This window comes from Crossiella sp. CA198 (genome assembly GCF_052078295.1).
Lineage (GTDB): Bacteria > Actinomycetota > Actinomycetes > Mycobacteriales > Pseudonocardiaceae > Crossiella.
Genome location: NZ_JBQJIM010000009.1, coordinates 206,651 through 224,429, shown reverse-complemented (window position 1 = coordinate 224,429; position 17,779 = coordinate 206,651). Strand labels below are relative to the sequence as shown.

18 protein-coding genes and 1 pseudogene are annotated in these 17,779 nt (G+C 69.8%); 12 read left to right on the top strand and 7 right to left on the bottom strand.

All coding sequences use genetic code 11. The features are described from left to right. Positions 1 to 186: 186 nt before the first annotated feature. Genes ACTOWY_RS17360 through ACTOWY_RS17335 form a run of 6 tightly spaced genes read left to right on the top strand, consistent with a single transcriptional unit; the run spans position 187 to position 5,741 of the window. The gene (locus ACTOWY_RS17360) at positions 187 to 1,233 is read left to right on the top strand and encodes a Gfo/Idh/MocA family oxidoreductase (protein WP_441310660.1); all 1,047 of its coding nucleotides are present in this window, start codon (positions 187 to 189) and stop codon (positions 1,231 to 1,233) included. Then, entirely contained in the window at positions 1,223 to 2,056 is an 834-nt protein-coding gene (locus tag ACTOWY_RS17355; RefSeq protein ID WP_441310659.1) for a sugar phosphate isomerase/epimerase family protein, read from the top strand. The genes ACTOWY_RS17360 and ACTOWY_RS17355 overlap by 11 nt, the downstream gene beginning before the upstream one ends. Continuing rightward, positions 2,040 to 3,311 (top strand): M20/M25/M40 family metallo-hydrolase, encoded by a 1,272-nt coding sequence (locus ACTOWY_RS17350; protein ID WP_441310658.1) that lies wholly within the window; start codon positions 2,040 to 2,042, stop codon positions 3,309 to 3,311. The genes ACTOWY_RS17355 and ACTOWY_RS17350 overlap by 17 nt, the downstream gene beginning before the upstream one ends. Continuing rightward, a complete protein-coding gene (locus ACTOWY_RS17345) occupies positions 3,308 to 4,396 on the top strand; it encodes an Ldh family oxidoreductase (protein ID WP_441310657.1) in 1,089 nt (362 codons plus the stop codon). The genes ACTOWY_RS17350 and ACTOWY_RS17345 overlap by 4 nt, the downstream gene beginning before the upstream one ends. Then, positions 4,396 to 5,313 carry a Gfo/Idh/MocA family protein gene (locus ACTOWY_RS17340; protein ID WP_441310656.1) on the top strand — a complete coding sequence of 306 codons (918 nt, stop codon included), beginning with the start codon at positions 4,396 to 4,398 and terminating at the stop codon, positions 5,311 to 5,313. Before ACTOWY_RS17345 ends, ACTOWY_RS17340 begins: the two co-directional genes overlap by 1 nt. Beyond that, positions 5,313 to 5,741, top strand: a complete 429-nt coding sequence (locus ACTOWY_RS17335; RefSeq protein WP_441310655.1) for a DUF6917 domain-containing protein — start codon at positions 5,313 to 5,315, stop codon at positions 5,739 to 5,741. Before ACTOWY_RS17340 ends, ACTOWY_RS17335 begins: the two co-directional genes overlap by 1 nt. Before the next feature lie 55 nt (positions 5,742 to 5,796). Here the strand turns inward: ACTOWY_RS17335 and ACTOWY_RS17330 are convergent, their stop codons facing one another. The 3 genes from ACTOWY_RS17330 to ACTOWY_RS17320 all read right to left on the bottom strand — a co-directional run bounded on the left by ACTOWY_RS17330 (position 5,797) and on the right by ACTOWY_RS17320 (position 8,023). Further along, entirely contained in the window at positions 5,797 to 6,333 is a 537-nt protein-coding gene (locus tag ACTOWY_RS17330; RefSeq protein WP_441310654.1) for an EF-hand domain-containing protein, read from the bottom strand. A gap of 153 nt (positions 6,334 to 6,486) precedes the next feature. Next, positions 6,487 to 7,743, bottom strand: coding sequence for a nucleotide sugar dehydrogenase (locus ACTOWY_RS17325; protein ID WP_441310653.1), 1,257 nt, complete (start codon positions 7,741 to 7,743; stop codon positions 6,487 to 6,489). A gap of 34 nt (positions 7,744 to 7,777) precedes the next feature. After that, on the bottom strand, positions 7,778 to 8,023 hold the full coding sequence (locus tag ACTOWY_RS17320; protein WP_441310652.1) for a hypothetical protein: 246 nt from the start codon (positions 8,021 to 8,023) through the stop codon (positions 7,778 to 7,780). Positions 8,024 to 8,344: 321 nt separating this feature from the next. Here ACTOWY_RS17320 and ACTOWY_RS17315 point away from each other — a divergent pair, with 321 nt between their 5' ends. From ACTOWY_RS17315 to ACTOWY_RS17305, 3 genes are read left to right on the top strand one after another with little or no spacing between them, the layout of a single operon-like run. Further along, the gene (locus tag ACTOWY_RS17315; RefSeq protein WP_441310651.1) at positions 8,345 to 10,075 is read left to right on the top strand and encodes an FAD/NAD(P)-binding protein; all 1,731 of its coding nucleotides are present in this window, start codon (positions 8,345 to 8,347) and stop codon (positions 10,073 to 10,075) included. 30 nt (positions 10,076 to 10,105) lie between these two features. After that, the gene (locus tag ACTOWY_RS17310) at positions 10,106 to 10,483 is read left to right on the top strand and encodes an ArsR/SmtB family transcription factor (RefSeq protein WP_441310650.1); all 378 of its coding nucleotides are present in this window, start codon (positions 10,106 to 10,108) and stop codon (positions 10,481 to 10,483) included. Next, positions 10,437 to 10,934, top strand: coding sequence for an SRPBCC family protein (locus ACTOWY_RS17305; protein WP_441310649.1), 498 nt, complete (start codon positions 10,437 to 10,439; stop codon positions 10,932 to 10,934). The genes ACTOWY_RS17310 and ACTOWY_RS17305 overlap by 47 nt, the downstream gene beginning before the upstream one ends. Here the strand turns inward: ACTOWY_RS17305 and ACTOWY_RS17300 are convergent. Further along, positions 10,919 to 12,211, bottom strand: a complete 1,293-nt coding sequence (locus ACTOWY_RS17300) for a nucleobase:cation symporter-2 family protein (RefSeq protein WP_441310648.1) — start codon at positions 12,209 to 12,211, stop codon at positions 10,919 to 10,921. The genes ACTOWY_RS17305 and ACTOWY_RS17300 overlap by 16 nt on opposite strands. A gap of 224 nt (positions 12,212 to 12,435) precedes the next feature. Between ACTOWY_RS17300 and ACTOWY_RS17295 the strand changes: the two genes are divergently transcribed. Together ACTOWY_RS17295 and ACTOWY_RS17290 are read left to right on the top strand one after the other, a co-directional pair. Then, complete coding sequence (locus ACTOWY_RS17295; protein ID WP_441310647.1) at positions 12,436 to 12,945, top strand: DUF1877 family protein; 510 nt, start codon at positions 12,436 to 12,438, stop codon at positions 12,943 to 12,945. 78 nt (positions 12,946 to 13,023) lie between these two features. Further along, a complete protein-coding gene (locus ACTOWY_RS17290; protein ID WP_441310646.1) occupies positions 13,024 to 13,350 on the top strand; it encodes a hypothetical protein in 327 nt (108 codons plus the stop codon). Here the strand turns inward: ACTOWY_RS17290 and ACTOWY_RS17285 are convergent. From ACTOWY_RS17285 to ACTOWY_RS17275, 3 genes and pseudogenes are all read right to left on the bottom strand, one after another. Further along, positions 13,275 to 14,318 carry a sporulation protein gene (locus ACTOWY_RS17285; RefSeq protein ID WP_441310645.1) on the bottom strand — a complete coding sequence of 348 codons (1,044 nt, stop codon included), beginning with the start codon at positions 14,316 to 14,318 and terminating at the stop codon, positions 13,275 to 13,277. The two genes, ACTOWY_RS17290 and ACTOWY_RS17285, sit on opposite strands and share 76 nt — an antisense overlap. Before the next feature lie 56 nt (positions 14,319 to 14,374). Further along, positions 14,375 to 15,172 carry an endonuclease I family protein gene (locus ACTOWY_RS17280; protein ID WP_441310735.1) on the bottom strand — a complete coding sequence of 266 codons (798 nt, stop codon included), beginning with the start codon at positions 15,170 to 15,172 and terminating at the stop codon, positions 14,375 to 14,377. Beyond that, positions 15,158 to 15,454 (bottom strand): annotated as a pseudogene (locus tag ACTOWY_RS17275) (DUF6359 domain-containing protein); the annotation flags it as partial. The gene ACTOWY_RS17280 and the pseudogene ACTOWY_RS17275, both read right to left, overlap by 15 nt. A gap of 335 nt (positions 15,455 to 15,789) precedes the next feature. On the opposite strand from ACTOWY_RS17275, the gene ACTOWY_RS17270 reads away from it, so the two are divergent. Then, positions 15,790 to 17,772, top strand: coding sequence for an amino acid transporter (locus ACTOWY_RS17270; protein WP_441310644.1), 1,983 nt, complete (start codon positions 15,790 to 15,792; stop codon positions 17,770 to 17,772). Positions 17,773 to 17,779: the final 7 nt, after the last annotated feature.

The following is a 17,779-nucleotide window of genomic DNA, read 5'->3' as shown; positions in this document are numbered from 1 at the left end:
GAGAAAGATTCACCTCATCTGGTAGCGGTGCCGATTGCCGCCTTGACAGCGCTTCCACGGGGGATGAATGTGCAAAGGGGTCACTGTCGCCAATTTGTCGTCCGACAACTGATGTCGGTCGGCTTCTTACTGCTGTCCGGGGTCCGGAATTCCGGGTCCGCCGTTTTCGGGGTGAACGGGTAGAACATGTTGCAGACCTTTGTCGTGGGACTGGGCCGGGCCGGCGCCGAACTGCACCTGCCGATCCTGTTGCGGGCCAGGGAGTCCGGCGAGCACCCACGACTGTTCGACCCGGGGCCGGTGATCGCCTGCGACACCTCCGCACCGGAGAGCGCCCCCGCGGGCGTGGTGGTCGCGGGCAGCATCGCCGAGGCCGCCGCCCGGTTGGAGCCGATCCGGGCCGTGGTGCACCTGTGCACTCCGCCGACCAGCAGACCGACCCTGCTCGCCGAACTCGCCGACCACGGCTTCCGCAAGATCATCGTGGAAAAACCGCTGGCCACCAGCATCACCGATCTGGCCCGCCTGTCCGAGCTGCGGCAACGCCGCTGGCTGGACCTGGTGGTGGTGGCCCAGTGGCAGTCCAGCGCGCTGACCCAGCGACTGGAGGACCTGGTCCGCGGCGGTCAGCTCGGCCCGCTGCGCCGGATCAGCGTGGCCCAGCACAAATCCCGGTTCCGCCGCTCCCTGGCCTCCGCCGGGCACCCCACCGCCTTCGACGTGGAACTCCCGCATTCGGTCGGCGTGGCACTGCGGCTGGCCGGGCGGGCCGAGCTGGTCGACTCCGGCGCCACCGACCTGGTCAGCGAGGGCCGCACCCGGATCGGCCTGGGCGGCGCCTGGCTCACCCTGCAGCACGGCGGCGGGGTGCGCACCGAGATCACCTCCTCGCTGACCTCGCCGGTGCGCGAACGCCGGATCACCCTCAGCTTCGACGGCGGCGAGGCGGTCGGGCACTACCCGGTCAGCGCCGACGACCACCACGCCCAGCTCAGCGTGCGCACCCCGGAACGGGTGGTCAACCTGAGCTTCCCCGACGACTCGCTGACCGCGTTCCTGCTGCACACCTACCGCCGTTACCAGCGCCAGGCCCCGTCCACCACCTCGCTGGTACTGCAATGCGAGGTGGTCCGGCTGCTCGCCGAGGCCAAGGCCCGCGCCGGACTCACCGAACCCGAACCACCGCTGATCCCGCCGGCACGCACCGCCGAGCTGCCGATCCATGTCGGCTGAACCGTTGCGCCGCACCGGAATCGGCGATGAGGCCGCACCGGACCTGCCTGGTCAGCTGGCCGTGATCCGGCGGCTGGGCTGGCGCGAGATCGAACTGCGCACCGTGGACGGGGTGTGGCTGGCCGACCTGGCCCCGGACCGGCTGCGGCTGGACGGGATCGAGGTGGTCTGCCTGGCCTCGCGGATTGGCAACTGGTCCCGCCCGATCAGCACCCCACTGGCCGCGGACCTGGCCGAACTGGACCGGCTGATCGAGCACTGCCACCGGCTGGACTGCCGGTACGTGCGGATCATGTCCTACCCCAACGACGGCCTGCCCGAATCGAGTTGGCGGCGGCGGGTGGTGGACCGGATCCGGGTGCTGGCCAAGCTGGCCGAGTCCGCCGGGATCACCCTGCTGCACGAGAACTGCTCGGGCTGGGCGGGCACGAGCGCGGCGAACATGCTGCGCCTGCTGTCCGAAGTGGACTCCCCGGCGCTGAAACTGTTGTTCGACACCGGCAACGGCATCTCCACCGGATACGACGCCTACCAGGTGCTCACCCAGATCGTCGAACACGTCGCGCACGTGCACGTCAAGGACGCCCTGGCCGGACCGGTCTACACCGTGCCCGGCGCGGGCGAAGCGAGAGTGGCTGACTGCCTGCGGCTGCTGCTCGACCACGGCTACACCGGATCCCTGTCCCTGGAACCACATCTCGCCCTGGTCCCGCACGAAAGCCTGAAAACGCAGGGAGATCAGGCCGAGTCCTTCCACCAGGCGGGGCTCGCGCTGGAAACCCTGCTGCGCAACGAGATGAGCGGCCGTGCTGCGACCCGCTGACCACTGGCTGCTACTCGACCTGCTCGAACTCCCCACCGCCGGACCCCTGGAAATCGAGGACACCGGCCCGCCGCCCCGGCTGTGGGACGCCCAGCGGGTCTACGCCGAGGCCGCCGCCGAGTTCGGCCTGGACACCGTGCGGCACGCCCCGGCCGATCTCGCCTCAGCCCGGCGACCGGATGTGCCCAGTGTGGTCCGTGCCGCCGCCGAGAACCCGGATTTCCTTGCCTGCCAACCCAGTCTTGTGCTGCGCCTCGGTCCGGAACAACCCAGAGCCCGCACGGTGATGTTCAACGTGCACCTGGACACCGTGGCCGGGATCGAACCGGTCGCCTTCGACGGCCGCCGGTTCCACGGCCGCGGGGCGATCGACGCCAAGGGGCCAGCAGTGGCCCTGCTGGCCGGGATCCGGGCGGCCTGCGCGAGAGAACCCAGGCTGGGCAAGGACATCGGCGTGCTGGTGCAGGCGGTCTCCGGCGAGGAGGGCGGCGCACTCGGCACCATCGGCACCCGGCCACTGGTGGAAGCCGGTTATGTCGGGCGGCTCAACGTCTTCTGCGAACCCACCGGCGGCCGCTACCTGCCCAGGGCCACCGCCGCGATGACCGCCTGCGTGCGGGTCGACGGGCAGGACGCCATCGACGACACGCCCTACGCCGGGCACAACGCGACCGTGCTGCTCGGCTTCCTGTCCCAGCACCTGGCCCAAGCCCTGGACTCCCGGCACACTGACGGCGAGGTGTGCGTGGCCGGACTGCACACCGGCCGGCTGCACAACCGGGTCTATGGCTCCGGCCGCCTGCTGCTCAACCTCTCCTACGCCGAACCAGCCTCCGCCGCCCACCTCGAACAGGCGGTCACCACCGCGGTGCGGGAGGGCCTGGCCGCCTTCCGCCGCCGGTTCGCGCACAGCCGCCAGTTCGCCCGCACCGCCGCCGACGCCGAGTCCATCACCCGCCTGGACTGGCACAAACGCGGCCTGCCCGCGCTCACCGGCGCCGACCCGTGGACGGAGAACCTGTTGACCGGACTGGACATCCCGCGCTGGCCAGCCGAACAACCCGCGTTCACCTGCGACGCGATCTGGCTGGCCGGGGTTCCGGACACCGCCACCGTGGTGCTCGGCCCCGGCACCCTGGACGGCAACAACGCGCACGCCGCCGGGGAGTTCGCCGACCTGGCCGACCTGGACGCCTTCGCCGACACCATCCGACGCCTGCTGCTCGCCTTCGCCACCGAGATCGGAGCCCCATGACCACCACCGGCGTCGCCACCCGGGTGTCCACAGTGGACCTGCTGGGCTGGACAACCGAGGTGTTCCGCGCCCTCGGCCTGCCGCCGGGCCGGGCCCGCGCCGCGGCCGCCGCGCTCTGCCATGGCGACCTCACCGGCCTGACCTCGCACGGCCTGGCCAACCTCACCCGCCTGTACCTGCCGCTGTTCCGGGACAACCGGGCCGACCCGGAAGCCGAACCCGTGGTGCTCACCGACCTCGGCGCCGCCGCCCTGGTCGACGCCCGCCGCGCACTCGGGCTGTGGCAGGCCACCGAGGCGATGGCCGACGCGGTCGACCGGGCCCGCACGCACGGCATCGGCCTGGTCTCGGTCCGCGGCGCCACCCACTTCGGCTGCGCTGGCCACCACACCGCACTGGCCGCCCGGCACGGCATGATCGGCCTGCTGGCAGGCAACTGTGGCGGTCAGCGGATCGCGCACCCGCCCGGCGGCACGGTCGCCATGCTCGGCACCAACCCGCTCAGCGTGGCCGCCCCCGCCGGCGCAGGCCATCCGTTCGTGCTGGACATGAGCACCACCGTGGTCCCCACCGGCCGCATCCGCGCCGCCGCCCGCGCCGGAGAGTCTATCCCGCCCGGCTGGCTATCCGATGTGGACGGTCAACCGGTCACCGACCCGGCCGCCTTCGACCGCGGCGAGGCACAGCTGCGCTGGCTCGGCGGCGATCCGGAAACCGGCGGGTACAAGGGATTCGGGCTCGGCCTGGTGGTGGAGGTGCTTGGCGCGCTGGTCTCCGGTGCGGGGACCGGACCCAGCCGGGAGGCCTACACCGGCGACCGCGGCCAGGACGACGACATCGGCTACGCGGCCATCGCCATCGCCCCGGCCGCCCTGCGGCACAGCAAATCCTTCCAGCGCCAGACCGCCGAGGTCTTCGGCGCGCTGCTCGACTGTCCGTCCACATCGGATGATGGCGTGCGCTATCCCGGCTGGCACGAAGGCGAACGCGCCGCGAGTCACCTGCGTGACGGCGTGCCGATTCCACCGGCCCTGCACGCCGAACTCAACGAGGTCGCAGAACTGCTTGGCATCGGGAGGCTGTGATGCGCGTAGGTGTGATCGGACTCGGGGTGATCTCGCGGTTCTACCTGGCCGCGATCAAGGAGATCGACGGCATCGAACTGGCCGGGGTGTGCGACCGGGACCCGGAAACCCTTGCCCCGCACCGGGGTCAGGTGCCCTGCCACACCAGCCACCTCGGCCTGCTCACCCGGCCCGGCCTGGACGCGGTGGTGGTCACCGTGCCCAATGACGCGCACGTCCCGGTCAGCAGGGACGCGCTGTCCCTCGGCCTGCCGGTGTGCGTGGAAAAGCCGGTGGCCACCACCCTCGCCGAGGGCCGCGCCCTCACCGCGCAGGCCCGCGCGGCCGGGCTGCCGCTGTTCACCGCCTTCCACCGGTGCTACAACGCCACCGTGCGCGCCCTGCTGGAACGACTGCCCGCGCTGCCGCCGATCACCGCGCTGCGGGTGCGCTACCTGGAACGCATCGAGGACCACGTGGGCCGGGACCGCTGGTACCTGGACCCGGCCCGCTGCGGCGGCGGTTGCGTGGCCGACAACGGGCCCAACGCCTTCGACCTGGTCCGCCAGTTCCTCGGCCCGGTCGAGCTGACCGGCGCGGACGTTCGGCGCGATGAGACCGGCGTTGACCGGCAGGCTCTGGTGCGCCTGCGCTCGGCCACCGGAATCCCGGCTGAGGTCGAGCTGGACTGGTCGTTCGAAGGGGAGACCAAGGACGTGTGGGTCACCCTGGCCGACGGACAGATGCTGCACGCGGACATGCTCGCAGGGCACAGCGAGTTCAAGGGCTCGCTCTGGCACGAGTACCTCGGCGTGCTGCGCGAGTTCGCCCACCTGGTGCGCACCGGCGGCGAGTCGGCGGACGGCCTGGCCGCACTGTCCCTGGTGCACGAGGTCTACCAGGCGGAACTTTCCCTACCGAGCGGTCAGGAGCGTTGATGCGGGAGAACGGTCCCAAGCGGAACATCGGTGCCGTGCTGGTGAAAGTGCTGGTGCACAAGCGAACCGACCGCGGGATGCACCTGGAGGAGCACGCCAGCCGGTGCGTGCGCCGCGGCGAGGTGCACGAGCTGATCAGCACCGACCACCGGGACACCGCGCCCGGCAGCCGGATCGACCGGGTCGGGTTCCTGGGTTTCGCCGAGATCACCGACGCCGGCGTGATCGACCGCGGCGACGAGGTGTGGATCGGCCACCACCACATCGGCACCGTGCTCGGCTTCGACGCCTGCCACTTCCCCAACCACTACAACATCCTCATCGCCGCGGCCACCCCGGTCAGCGGCGAGGAGCTGGACCTGCGGCCGGAACAGGCCGTGCGGTTCGTCCAGCAACCCGCGGTGATCCCGCAGCTCCTCCGCCGCTGAACACAGGCCGAGGTCCCCGGGAGTGAACATTCCCGGGGACCTCGCGGTATCCGGATCAGCTGCCCAGCAGCGGCACGTCCAGGGTGCCGTTGTGGAAGTCACGCACCGCGTTCACCAGTTCCTCCACCGACAGCGCGCCGTTGCCGTTGCTGTCGATCGCGCGGAAGGAGGCGTCCGCGTCGCCCACCGGCACCCCGATCGCCTTCATCCACTTCTTGAACTCGGCCGGGTTCACCTCGCCGTCGCCGTCGGTGTCACACAGGTCGACGATGGCGCGGATGGTCGGGCGCAGCAGCCGGCTGAAGCCGACATCGCCGTCCCGGAACATCAGCTTCTCGTTCACGTCGAGGAACTGCTGCTCGGACAGCGATCCGCCCGGCCCGACCCCGGCCTCGGTGGCCTGGTACTCGAACATGCCGATGAACGCGTCCAGCACCGCCCGCCCGCGTGGGCTGGACTCGTTCTCGCCGAAGGCGTTGATGATGCGCCTGGCCTCCGCCTCGTAGTCGGACCGCTCGATACGGCCGTTCCCGTTGACATCCCACTTCTTGAAACGCTGGATCTGGCGCTCGTTCTTCACGGCGGTTGTCATGGAACTCGAACTCCCTCTCCTCGATAAGAGAACAGCAAGAAGGCGAAGACTCGCTGATGAGTCAAACGTAGAACAGCGGAAACCGGATGGGCACCCGGCCCGTCAGTCCGCGTGAAACTTTGATCGAATGCGCAAAAAGTCACAGACGATCGGTCAGAGGTGGGCCACACTCCCTCCCGGCACCGTGCCGCGGGTGTCGAACAACAGCCGGGCGGCACGGGCCAACCGGTTCGGCTGATAACAGCGGTGGTTCTGCAGCAGAATCGTCAGATCGGCCCGGCCCAGCCCCGCGGCCAGGTCCAGCTCCCTGGGCACCGGGGCGCCCGCGACGACGAACTCCGCGGCGAACGGATCATGGAAGCGCAGGTCGGCGCCGTGCCGCCGGAGTGCCTCGGCCACCGCGAACGCGGGCGAGCCACGCAGATCCGGCACATCCGGCTTGTAGGTCACCCCGAGTAACAACACCTCGGCCCCGGCCAGCCCGCCTGCCTCGGCCAGCAGCTCCCCGGCCCGGTCCGCGATGTACTCCGGCATCCGCTCGGTGACCTGGAACGCCGCGTTGACCAGGGAGAAGGTGAAACCCGCCGACTCGGCCTTGCTGAGCAGGTAGCGCGGGTCGACCGGGATGCAGTGGCCGCCCACACCCGGCCCCGGCGTGAACGCAGAGTAGCCGTAGGGTTTGGTGGCCGCGCAGTGCAGCACGTCCCACACGTCGATGCCGAGCAGGCGGCAGAACACCGCGACCTCGTTGACCAGCGCGATGTTCACTAGCCGGTGGGTGTTCTCCAGCAGCTTGGCCATCTCGGCCTCCCGAGTGCCGCCCGCGACGATCACCGTGTCCACCAGGTCCTGGTAGAACGCGGCCACGTGCTTGGCGCACAGCGGGGTGTGCCCGCTGATCACCTTGGGCGTGTTCCGCGGCCCGTACCTGCGGTTTCCCGGGTCGATGCGCTCCGGGGAGAACCCGAGGTGGAAGTCCTCCCCGGCGCGCAGGCCCGAACCCCGCTCCAGGATCGGCCGCAGCACCTCATCGGTCGTGCCCGGGTAGCTGGTCGACTCCAGCACCACCAGCATCCCGGGCCGCAACCGGGTGGACAGGGTGTGCGCCGCCGCCCGGATGTGACCGAGATCCGGGGCTCCGTCACTGGTCAGACCGGTCGGCACGCAGATCACCACGGTGTCGGCGGCGTCCAGCACGGCCGGGTCGGTGGTGGCCTGGAAACCGGCCGCGAGCATGGCCGCGATCTCCGCCGGAGCCACATCGGGAGTACTCGGCCTGCCGCGGTGGAGATCGCTGACCACGGTCGGCGAGAGGTCGTATCCGGCCACGGACAGTCCGGCCACGCTGGCCAGCCGAGCCAGCGGCAACCCGACGTAACCCAGCCCGAGGACGACAAGGTCCAACCCCACGAGATGGCTCCTAGCTGCATGGATGGCGTGATGACTAGACCCGGAACGAACCGGCGGCCGGTGGCGCGTGCGCCCCGGTGTCCTCCTGGAGGGTCAGGATCGGGAGCAGCGCGCAGACCGGGATCGAGTAGCAGCCCCTGGGGTTGTCGAAGACCTCCACCGGCATGGTGTCCAGGCTGTAGACGATCACTTCGCCGACCGCCGGGGTGGCCTGCGCGGTTCCGGTCAGTGCGCCGCCGGCCGCGAATACGGCGGCAAGAGTCAGTGCAACCCTGCGCATGGGAAATCTCCTGTGTTTCGCAAAATTGTCCGCGAGTCAATGGACCGGCGTGGTCAGCCGCTCCGCCTGATTTCGACGTTACCAGTGGGTTGGTATTTTTGACCGGGTTAATCCCAGTGACACCTGATCGACTGGTCAGTGGCGGTAATCGGTTGTTCTGGTGGCCTTGCGTGAGAGGAACCACGTCTGGGGGCGACTCGACCGGAGTAGGCGGTCATGCTTTCGGTGTGAGTCAGCCCCGGTGTGACTGCGGCAATTGACGTGTTCACCTGTCCTGCACAGAATCGGCGCCATTCCCGCATTCGTTTGTGGAGGCCCCCGGTGCATGCGCGTGAGATCCGGATCTGTCTGATCGGCCTCGGTCCGCGCGGCCTCGCGGTACTGGCCCGCCTGTGCGCCAACCGACCGGCCGGTAGACGGTTGACCGTATTCCTGGTGGACCCGCACCTCGGTTCGGGCGGGCGGACCTGGCACACCGGGGTGTCCCCGCTGCTGGTGATGAACACGGTGGCCGAGCAGGTCAGCATGTTTCCCGACCACACGGTCGATTGCGCCGGTCCGGTGCGTACTGGCCCGAGCCTGGCCGAATGGGCGGGACTGTCGCCGGGCACCTACGCCTCACGGGCCTGCTATGGCCGGTACCTCGACTGGTTCCTGCGGCGGGTCATCAGCACCGCACCCGCCGAGGTGAGCATCCGGCGGCAGCCGGTGCTCGCGGTCGACCTGACCGCGGAAGCCGATGGGCGGCAACGGGTCCACCTCGCCGACGGCACTGTCCTGAGTGGACTGGACGCGGTGGTGCTGGCCCAGGGACACCTCGGTCAGCTGCCCGATCCGGCTGAGCTGGCGCTGGCCGAGTTCGCCCGGCGGTACGGGCTGACCTATGTGCCGCTGGGAAATCCGGCCGAGGTGGACCTGGACGTGCTCGCGCCGGGACAGGCGGTGGCGTTGCGCGGCATGGGATTGTGCTTCTTCGACTACCTCTCGCTGCTCACCGTCGGCCGCGGCGGTCGGTTCCGCCGGGAGCAGGGCGGGCGGTTGCGCTACCACGAGTCGGGGCGCGAGCCGCGGCTGGTCGCGGGTTGCCGACGCGGGGTGCCGCACCAGGCCCGCGCGGTCAACCAGAAGGGCGCGGCCGGGCGGCACGAACCGGTGTTCCTGACCGCGGAACGGGTGGCCAAACTGCGGGCACGCGCCGACGGCGGCACCCCGCTGCGCTTCCGCGAGGACATCTGGCCCGAACTCGATCGCGAGGTACGCGCGGTCTACCACGGCACCTACCTGGCGCGGTCCGGCCTGGCCGATCCGCCGCCCTGGGACTGGCACCGGCTGGCCGACCCGTCCGCGCCCGGCCACCTCGGCAGCGCCCGCACCTACCGGGACTGGCTACTGTCCTATGTGGACGAGGACGTGCTACAGGCCAGGCGGGGCAACCGGTCCGGGCCACGCAAGGCCGCCCTGGATGTGCTGCGGGACCTGCGTAACGAACTGCGCGAGCTGGTCGAACACGGCGGGCTGAGCGCGGAGTCCTGGCGGACCGAACTACGCGGCTGGTTCGACCCGCTCAACGCGTTCCTGGCCATCGGGCCACCCCTGGAACGGGTCGAGGAGCTGGGCGCGCTGATCAGGGCCGGGGTGGTGGAGGTGGTTGGGCCGCGGATCCGGGTGGCCTGCGAACCGGGGGAGTTCGTGATCCACTCCGCGCTGCCCGAAGCACACCCGGTACGGGCGCTGGTGGAGGCCCGGCTGCCCGTGCCCGATCTGCGGCGCACCCGGGATCCGTTGCTGCGCACCCTGTTCGAGCGCGGAGAAGCCACCCTGCACCGGCTGCCGCTGGCCGAGGGTGGGCACCTGGTCACCGGCGGTCTGGCGGTGACCAGGCGACCCTGCCACCTGCTCGACGCCGCCGGGGGAGTGCATCCGCGCCGGTTCGCCTTCGGCGTGCCCACCGAGGGCGCGCACTGGCTGACCGCGGCAGGCATCCGCCCCTTCGCCGCCTCGGTGATCCTGGCCGACGCGGACGCCATCGCCCGCGCCTGCCTGCCAACTTGACCTATTCCCATATGGGTATACGATGGCCCCATGGCGCGAGCGGCAACGACCACAGACGCGTTCAACGCGATAGCCGAACCCCGGCGGCGGGAGATCCTTGACCTGCTCTCCGGCGGTGAGCGAGCGGTGAACGACCTGGTCAGCGCGCTCGGCCTGGCACAGCCGCAGGTGTCCAAGCACCTGCGCGTGCTGCGCGAGGTCGGCCTGGTCGAGGTACGCGAGGAGGGGCGGCAGCGGCTGTATCGGATGAACGGGCAGCCGCTCAGACCCATCCACGACTGGGTGCGGCGCTATGAACAGCTGTGGGAAGAGCGTTTCGAGCTGCTGGATGACGTGCTGGCGGAGCTGAAGGAGGAAGAGCATGAGCACAACGGCGAACCACTCGGCGGTGCTGACGCTGCCCAGTGACACCCAGCTGCTGATCACGCGCGAGTTCAACGCGCCCCGGCATCTGGTGTACAAGGCCTGGACAACGCCCGAACTGGTCAAACGCTGGTGGGCGGGTCAACGTGGCCAGGTCACCTCGGCCGAGATCGACCTCCGGGCCGGCGGCCAGTGGCGCTTCGTCATGATCGCCAACGGCGGCTTCGAGGTCGCCTTCCACGGCGAGTACCGCGAGATCGTGCCGGAGCAGCGGGTGGTCTGCACCGAGGTGTACGAGCAGCCCGGCGTGCCCGAACCCGAGCAGCCCGTGGTGTGCACCTACACCTTCACCGGCGAGGGCGACCGCACCCACCTGCACCTGCTGGTCGACCATCCGGACAAGGCCCTGCGCGACCTGATCCTGGAGTCGGGCATGGAGTCCGGCATGCAGGAGTCCCTGCATGCCCTCGACCTGGTCGCTCAGTCCTTACGCTGAGGCAGCACCAGATTCAACACAAACGCGACCACGGTCCCGGTCGCCACACTGCTGCTCAGGAACAACTGAGCCGAAGGCGGAAACTGGCTGTAGAACGCCGGCTGCACCGTCGGCAACAACCCAACCCCCAGCGAAACAGCCACCACCACCAGGTTCCGCCCATCCTGAAGGTCCACAGTGGACAGAATCCGCACCCCCACCAAGGCCACGGTAGCCACCATCACCAACGCGGCCCCACCCAGCACCGGCTGCGGCACCACCGACACAACACGCCCCATGAACGGGAAGAAGCTCAACACCAGCGCGATCCCACCCGCCACCGCCGTGACGTACCGGCTGCGCACCTTGGTCACACTCACCATGCCGATGTTCTGCGCATAGGTGACGTACATGAACGACTGAAACACGCTCGCCAGCATGGTGATCAGCCCATCGGCCCGCAGGCTCGCGGCCACATCCCCGGGCCCCACCGGCCTGTCCACCGCGGTCCCCACCGCCTGCACCTGCCCAGCGCACTCCACCATGATCACGATCTGAATGATGATCAGCGACAGGATCGCTGACAGTTCAAAACTCGGCAGCCCGAAGTGAAACGGCTCCGGAAACCCCACCACCGGCCCCCGGAACACCGCCCCCAGCTCAACCAACCCCAACGCCACGGCAACCCCAGTACCCACCAGGAGCCCAATCAGAATCGACACCTGCCGAACCCCACTCGGCAAGAACCGATGCACCGCAACCACAACCACCACCACAACCAGCGCCAGCCCAATGGCCCCAGGGCTCCCGAACCCCGGCGCGGCCGGATTGACCCCCACGATCATCCCCGCCGCCACCGGCACCAGCTGGATCCCGATCAACGTGATCGCGGTCCCCATCACCACCGGCGGGAAGAACCGCAACAACCGGGCGAACAACGGCGCCGCCAGCACCATGAACACCCCGGAAACCAGCAACGCCCCATACATGGTGCGGATGTCATGCCCCTGCGCGATCACCAGCATCGGCGCGACACTGGTGAACGCCGCCCCCAGCACCATCGGCATCCGCACGCCGACCTTCCACACCTCCAGCGACTGCAACAGGGTGCCCAGCCCACACAACAACAGATCAGTCGCCACCAGATAGACCACATCCGCCGCAGGCAACCCCAGCCCCGCCGCCAGCACCACCGGCGCCGCCACCGCCCCGGCGTACAACACCAGCACGTGCTGCAAACCCAGCACCGCCAGCCGCCCAGCGCCAAGCCGCTCATCGACCGGATGCACGTTAGTCATGCCCTACCAATATCGCCCCACTCCCACCCTGCCCAACCCGGGTACCCCGGAACGCCCACCAGCCCACCTGACGAGCGTCCAAGCCCGCCAGTCGAACAAACCCGTCCGCACACCGCGACCCCGAGGCATCGCGGAACCGCGGACCCAACACCACCCGGAGGTGCCCGCCCGCAACCAGCGAAAACCACGCGGTCCTGATCACCGGCCTCGGCCATACTCGCCACATGGCCGTGACCCAGCAGCTCGCCCGCATCCCCGCCGCGCTGCTGACCACGTGCCGCCACTCAGTGCCGGACCTGGACCGCGTCTGCTCCTTCCAGTCCGCCCCACCCGAAGACCACCTGGACCTGGACTGGTGGCCGGCCGCGCTGAAGGCGACCTGGACACTGCTCGGCACCAACCCCGACACCCTGGGTCTGCTGCACCGGGCCTTCGACGGCGACCAGGAGGTGAATCCGGCCTACCGCGACGCCCCGGACACCATCTGGGAACACCCGGTCACCGCACTGGAACCAGACCGGGTCGCCGAGGTCGCCGCCGCCTTGCACACCATCACCGCCGAGACGATCCGGTCCGCCGTGTCCGCGAACCGCGACCTGCTGGCCGCGGCCGGGGTCCTCCCCGATCCAGTCGTGCACCCGGCCGAACCCCTCGCCGCGACGCACGCAGCCCTCCAGTCCTTCCTTGCCCAGGCCGCGCACCGGAGACTCGCCATCGTCCAATGGTGGGACTAGCGCCCTGAACCGTGCGTCCACGGGCACGGCGACCCCGAACGAGCCGCCGCGGGCGGGGCGGGGGCGGCGCTGGCGTTGTTGCTGGCGGTGCGGCGGCAACGGGCGATCGAGGCGGGATTGGGGTTGCAGGCCGAGACCGCCGCCGATGTCCGGTATGACGCGGCGGAGAAGCGGATCACCGAGTTGCGGACCAAGGCGGCTGATCAGCTGGGGCCGGACAAGGCGCCGGTGCGGCTGAACGGGTTGGACGCGCTGGCCCGGCTGGCCGAGAGCAACGCCGACCACCGCCAGATGATCGTCGACGTGCTCTGCGCCTACCTGCGCATGCCCTATCCCGCCCCGCCACAGGACGAGCCGCCAACGCCGGATCCCCGCGATCCCTGCTCATTCGGCTGTCCAGGATGACCCGGCTGCCCCGGATAGCCTTGCTGCTGCTGGAAAACCGGCTCATGCCCTGGTGCCGAGGCCGCGCCGGACTGAACCCCGCCCAACGCCGGCCCCATCCCCGGCCCGCTCGCGACCCCAAGCCCGCCCGCGGCGACCCCAGACCCGGCTGCCACCGCAGACCCGCTCGTCATCCCCGGCTCGGCCACCATCTCAGCCCCCGGCATCCCAGCCCCCGCGACCCCAGCCCCCGCCGACACCCCCGCGAGCCACTCCCCAAGCACCGACTCCCACTCCAGCGCCGCCGCCTCCGCCGCCCCCAGCGAGTACCGCGCCGCCCCCGCCACCCGCCGATCCGCGATCAGCGACACCACCAACCCCCCACCCCCAGCCACAAAAGCCAGCTCAACCTCGTTCAACCGCCCCGCGAACCGCGCCGGCGGGTGGAAGAACCACCGCTGGAAGAACCCCAGTTCCTGCGCCGCCTCCGGCACCCGCCCCGCCACCACCTCCGCGTTGCGGAACTGCAGCCCCAGCTCGCCCACCGCGTCCAGCACCCGGTCCTGCCCGGCCATCGGCTGCACCAGCAACGACACCGGATCGACCTTGACCGGCGCGCCGCTGGTGATCAGCTCGGTGCGCAGTTCGACCGCGACATCCGGCAGCAACGCCGGGCCCACCGCGGTGATCGGCGTTTCCCACGGCACCGGGATGGTGAAGGGCACGGTGAGTTGCGCTCCCGCGGGGACCAGGACCGACTGCCGCACCACGACGCGCTGGAACTCGCCGATGATCAGGCGTTCCGGGCAGGGCACCGTGACCACGGTGACCAGTACCAGGGCCACCTGGCTGATCTCGGTGTCGGTGTTGCCGCCCTGGAGGTGCACCGTGCCGGCGAGTGGCTGGCCGGGTTCGATCTCCTGGGTGTGCGGCACCGTGGTGGCGGTGGGGCTGCCGAGGCCGAAGGCGCCGAGCATCTTCTTGAACACGAGCGGAAACTAGCAGCCGGGCCCGGCGCCCGGCTGCCGAGAATTCCGGCCGGAACTCAGCCCCAGATCGAGCTGACCCACTCCGGGTGGTCGATGAACGGGTTGCGGTTGCGCTGGTAGGTCTCGTAGATCACCTGGTTGCGGCGCTTCTCGAAGGCATCCGGCGGATCCTGGGCGTTCCACTGCCGCAGCACGGACAACCGGCCCTGGTACGGGTTGCTGCCGTTGTTGACGCTGTCGTTGATCTCCAGGTTGGCGAAGCCGTCGCCGCCCTCGTAGCGCACCGCCATGTAGAAGATCATCCGGGCCACATCGCCCTTGACCCCGTTCCTGGGCTCCCAGGAATCGGCGTCGGTGAAGCTGCCGGGGGCCTCGGCGGCGGGGGAGCCGCCCTGGTCGAAGTCCTTGTTGCCGCGGTCGGCGTTGACCGAGACGTCCTCGGGGCGCAGGTGGTGCAGGTCGGTGCCGGGGCCGGTGGCGGTGCCGAAATCGCCGTGCGATTTGGCCCAGACGTGTTCCCGGTTCCAGTCGTTCGGGTTGCCGCCATTGCCGCTCTTGCTCTGCGAGCGGCCGGAGTACAGCAGGATCACGTTGTCGGCGTTGGCCGGATCCTGGTCGGTGGCCTTGAGCGCGTTCCACACCTGGTCGTAGCTGAGTGTGGTCTGGGACTTGATGATGGTGTGCAGTGCGGACTTCAACGCTGACCCGGTGTGGCCGATGGCGTTCTTGTAATAGGTGCTGTCGTACTCGCCGGGGCCGCCGCCGGTGCTGGTGGTGGTCGGGCCGGTGGTGGTGCTGCTGGTGCTCGCGGTCGGCTGTGTGCCGGCGAAGGCGAAGCCGGTCGGGGAGGTCAGGCCGGGGTGCGCGAAGTAGGCGCCGAGCGGGCCGGTGACCTCGATCTGCTTGCCCAGCAGGCCCGGGTTGGTCTTGAGGCCCCAGGCGGCGCGGTAGCCGGAGCTGATCTGCACGTAGAGCATCTGGCCGGTGCTGGTCTGGGCCGCGGTGTCGGCCAGTGCCAGGGCGTAGTCGTTGGGGAAGTTCGCCCGCAGCACGGTGCTGGTCGCGGTGGGCTGGCCGACCACGTAGCCGCGCACGGTGGCCGCGGCCCCGTTCTGCTGGCCGATGGCCTGGGCCACCGTGATCGTCGGCGCCGCGCCGGTGGCCGCGGGGGCTTGCGCGATGAGTCCGGTGGCCACCGTGACGGTGGCGATCAGTACGGCGATCGAATGCCAGGGACGCACGATCGGGTGTCCTCTCCCCAGGAGCGGCGCCGCAGGGTTGGCGCTACCACCTGCTGAGAATCACATGGTGGAGACACGATCGGGTGAACTGTGCACGAAGTGTTGATATCAGCAATCGGGCTCCACCGGACAAACCGGTCAATGACCGGCCCGGTGCTGCGCGGCGATCTGCTTCCTGGCATGGTCACGGCGCGCGATATGGGGGCGGAGACGGTGGAGGGGACACACGGATGAGCGGCGGCGAGCGGGTCACGATCCCGGACCGGATGGACAGTCCGATGCCCCCACGGCACCCCCGCGGCAAGGTCAGCCGCTGGTTGCTGGCCAACCGGGTCGCCCCGGTGGGCCCGGAGGCGGACGAGGCGCACGCCAAGCCGCAGTCCTGGTGGAAGGTCATGTGCCTGACCGGCGTCGACTATTTCTCCACGCTGTCCTACCTGCCAGGTATCGCGGTGCTCTCCGCGGGCTGGCTCTCCCCGCTGGCCACGCTGGTGATCGTGGCGCTGACCCTGCTCGGCATGCTGCCGATGTACCGCCGGGTCGCCGCGGAGAGCCCGCACGGCCAGGGCTCGGTGGCCATGCTGGAGGACCTGCTGCCGTTCTGGCGCGGCAAGATATTCGTGCTGGTGCTACTGGGTTTCGTGGTGACCTCCTGGATCGTCACCATCACCCTGTCCTCCGCCGACGCCACCGTGCACGTGCTGGAGAACCCCTACCTCAGCGAGGCCCTGCACGGCCTGGCGGTGCCCATCACCATCGGCCTGCTGCTCATCCTCGGTTTCGTCTTCCTGCTCGGCTTCAGCGAGGCCGTCGGCGTGGCCATCCCCCTGGTCGCGGTGTTCCTGCTGCTCAACGCGGTGGTCTCGGTGGTCGGCCTGGTGGATGTGTTCAGCCATCCCGAGATCCTCGACCGGTGGTTCGACGCGCTGACCTCCGGCCAGGGCGGGTTCACCGGCATCATCGGCCCGGCCCTGATCGCCTTCCCCTCACTGGTGCTGGGCCTGTCCGGGTTCGAGACCGGGGTCAGCATGATGCCGCTGGTCGCCGCGGACGGGAAGACCGAGCAGGAGCGGCTGCGGGACCGGATCCGCAACACCCGCAAACTGCTCACCGCCGCCGCGCTGATCATGTCCGTCTACCTGCTCGCCACCAGCCTGATCACCACCGTGCTCATCCCGCACGAGGCGTTCAAGCCCGGCGGCCCGGCCAACGGCCGCGCCATGGCCTACCTGGCGCACCAGGAACTCGGCGAGCTGTTCGGCACCGCCTATGACATCAGCAGCATCCTGATCCTGTGGTTCGCCGGCGCCTCGGCGATGGCCGGACTGATCAACATCGTGCCGCGGTACCTGCCCGCCTACGGCATGGCCCCGGAATGGGGCCGTGCGGTGCGGCCGGTGGTGCTGGTCTACACCCTGATCAGCGTGATCATCACCATCGCGTTCAACGCCGATGTCAACAAGCAGGCAGGCGCCTACGCCACCGGGATCCTGGCCATGATGGTCTCCGGCGCGGTCGCGGTGGCCATCTCGGCCTGGCGGCACCGGCAGAAGCGGGCCGCCGCCGGGTTCACCGTGCTCACCCTGGTGCTGATCTACGCGCTGGTGGAGAACGTGATCCGCAAGCCGGACGGCATCGCCATCTCGGCGCTGTTCATCCTCGGCATCATCGTGGTCTCGCTGATCTCCCGGATCTCGCGCACCACCGAACTGCGCGCCGAGCACATCGAGTTCGACGAGACCGCGCGGAAGTTCATCGCCGACTCGATCGAACACGACAACCAGCTCAACATCATCGCCAACAAGCGCCAGCACGGGGATGACGCCGAGTACTCCTCGAAGGAACGCGAACAGCGCGGGCTCAACCCGGTGCCCGGCGCCGCCGACGTGATCTTCCTGGAGATCGACGTGGTCGACCCCTCCGACTTCGCCGAGGTGCTCAGGGTCCGCGGCGTGGACATCGACGGCCACCGGGTGCTGCGGGTGGACAGCCCGGCCGCGCCCAACGCGATCGCGGCCATCCTGCTGGCCCTGCGCGATGCCACCGGGATGCGACCGCACTGCCACTTCGAGTGGAGCGAGGGCAGCCCGCTCGGCCACCTGTTCCGCTACCTGATCCTCGGCCAGGGCGACACCCCGCCGGTGGTGCGCGAGATCCTGCGCACCGCGGAGGAGGACCCGGACCGCAGGCCGGTCATCCACGTGGGCGGTTGACGCCACA

Excerpts from the sequence above, each read along its gene's own strand:
- ACTOWY_RS17360 (WP_441310660.1), top strand. The coding sequence starts at position 187 with ATGTTGCAGACCTTTGTCGTGGGACTGGGCCGGGCCGGCGCCGAACTG.
- ACTOWY_RS17335 (WP_441310655.1), top strand. The coding sequence starts at position 5,313 with ATGCGGGAGAACGGTCCCAAGCGGAACATCGGTGCCGTGCTGGTGAAA.
- ACTOWY_RS17270 (WP_441310644.1), top strand. The coding sequence starts at position 15,790 with ATGAGCGGCGGCGAGCGGGTCACGATCCCGGACCGGATGGACAGTCCG.
- ACTOWY_RS17340 (WP_441310656.1), top strand. The coding sequence starts at position 4,396 with ATGCGCGTAGGTGTGATCGGACTCGGGGTGATCTCGCGGTTCTACCTG.
- ACTOWY_RS17330 (WP_441310654.1), bottom strand. The coding sequence starts at position 6,333 with ATGACAACCGCCGTGAAGAACGAGCGCCAGATCCAGCGTTTCAAGAAG.
- ACTOWY_RS17300 (WP_441310648.1), bottom strand. The coding sequence starts at position 12,211 with ATGACTAACGTGCATCCGGTCGATGAGCGGCTTGGCGCTGGGCGGCTG.
- ACTOWY_RS17355 (WP_441310659.1), top strand. The coding sequence starts at position 1,223 with ATGTCGGCTGAACCGTTGCGCCGCACCGGAATCGGCGATGAGGCCGCA.
- ACTOWY_RS17310 (WP_441310650.1), top strand. The coding sequence starts at position 10,106 with ATGGCGCGAGCGGCAACGACCACAGACGCGTTCAACGCGATAGCCGAA.
- ACTOWY_RS17320 (WP_441310652.1), bottom strand. The coding sequence starts at position 8,023 with ATGCGCAGGGTTGCACTGACTCTTGCCGCCGTATTCGCGGCCGGCGGC.
- ACTOWY_RS17345 (WP_441310657.1), top strand. The coding sequence starts at position 3,308 with ATGACCACCACCGGCGTCGCCACCCGGGTGTCCACAGTGGACCTGCTG.
- ACTOWY_RS17295 (WP_441310647.1), top strand. The coding sequence starts at position 12,436 with ATGGCCGTGACCCAGCAGCTCGCCCGCATCCCCGCCGCGCTGCTGACC.
- ACTOWY_RS17305 (WP_441310649.1), top strand. The coding sequence starts at position 10,437 with ATGAGCACAACGGCGAACCACTCGGCGGTGCTGACGCTGCCCAGTGAC.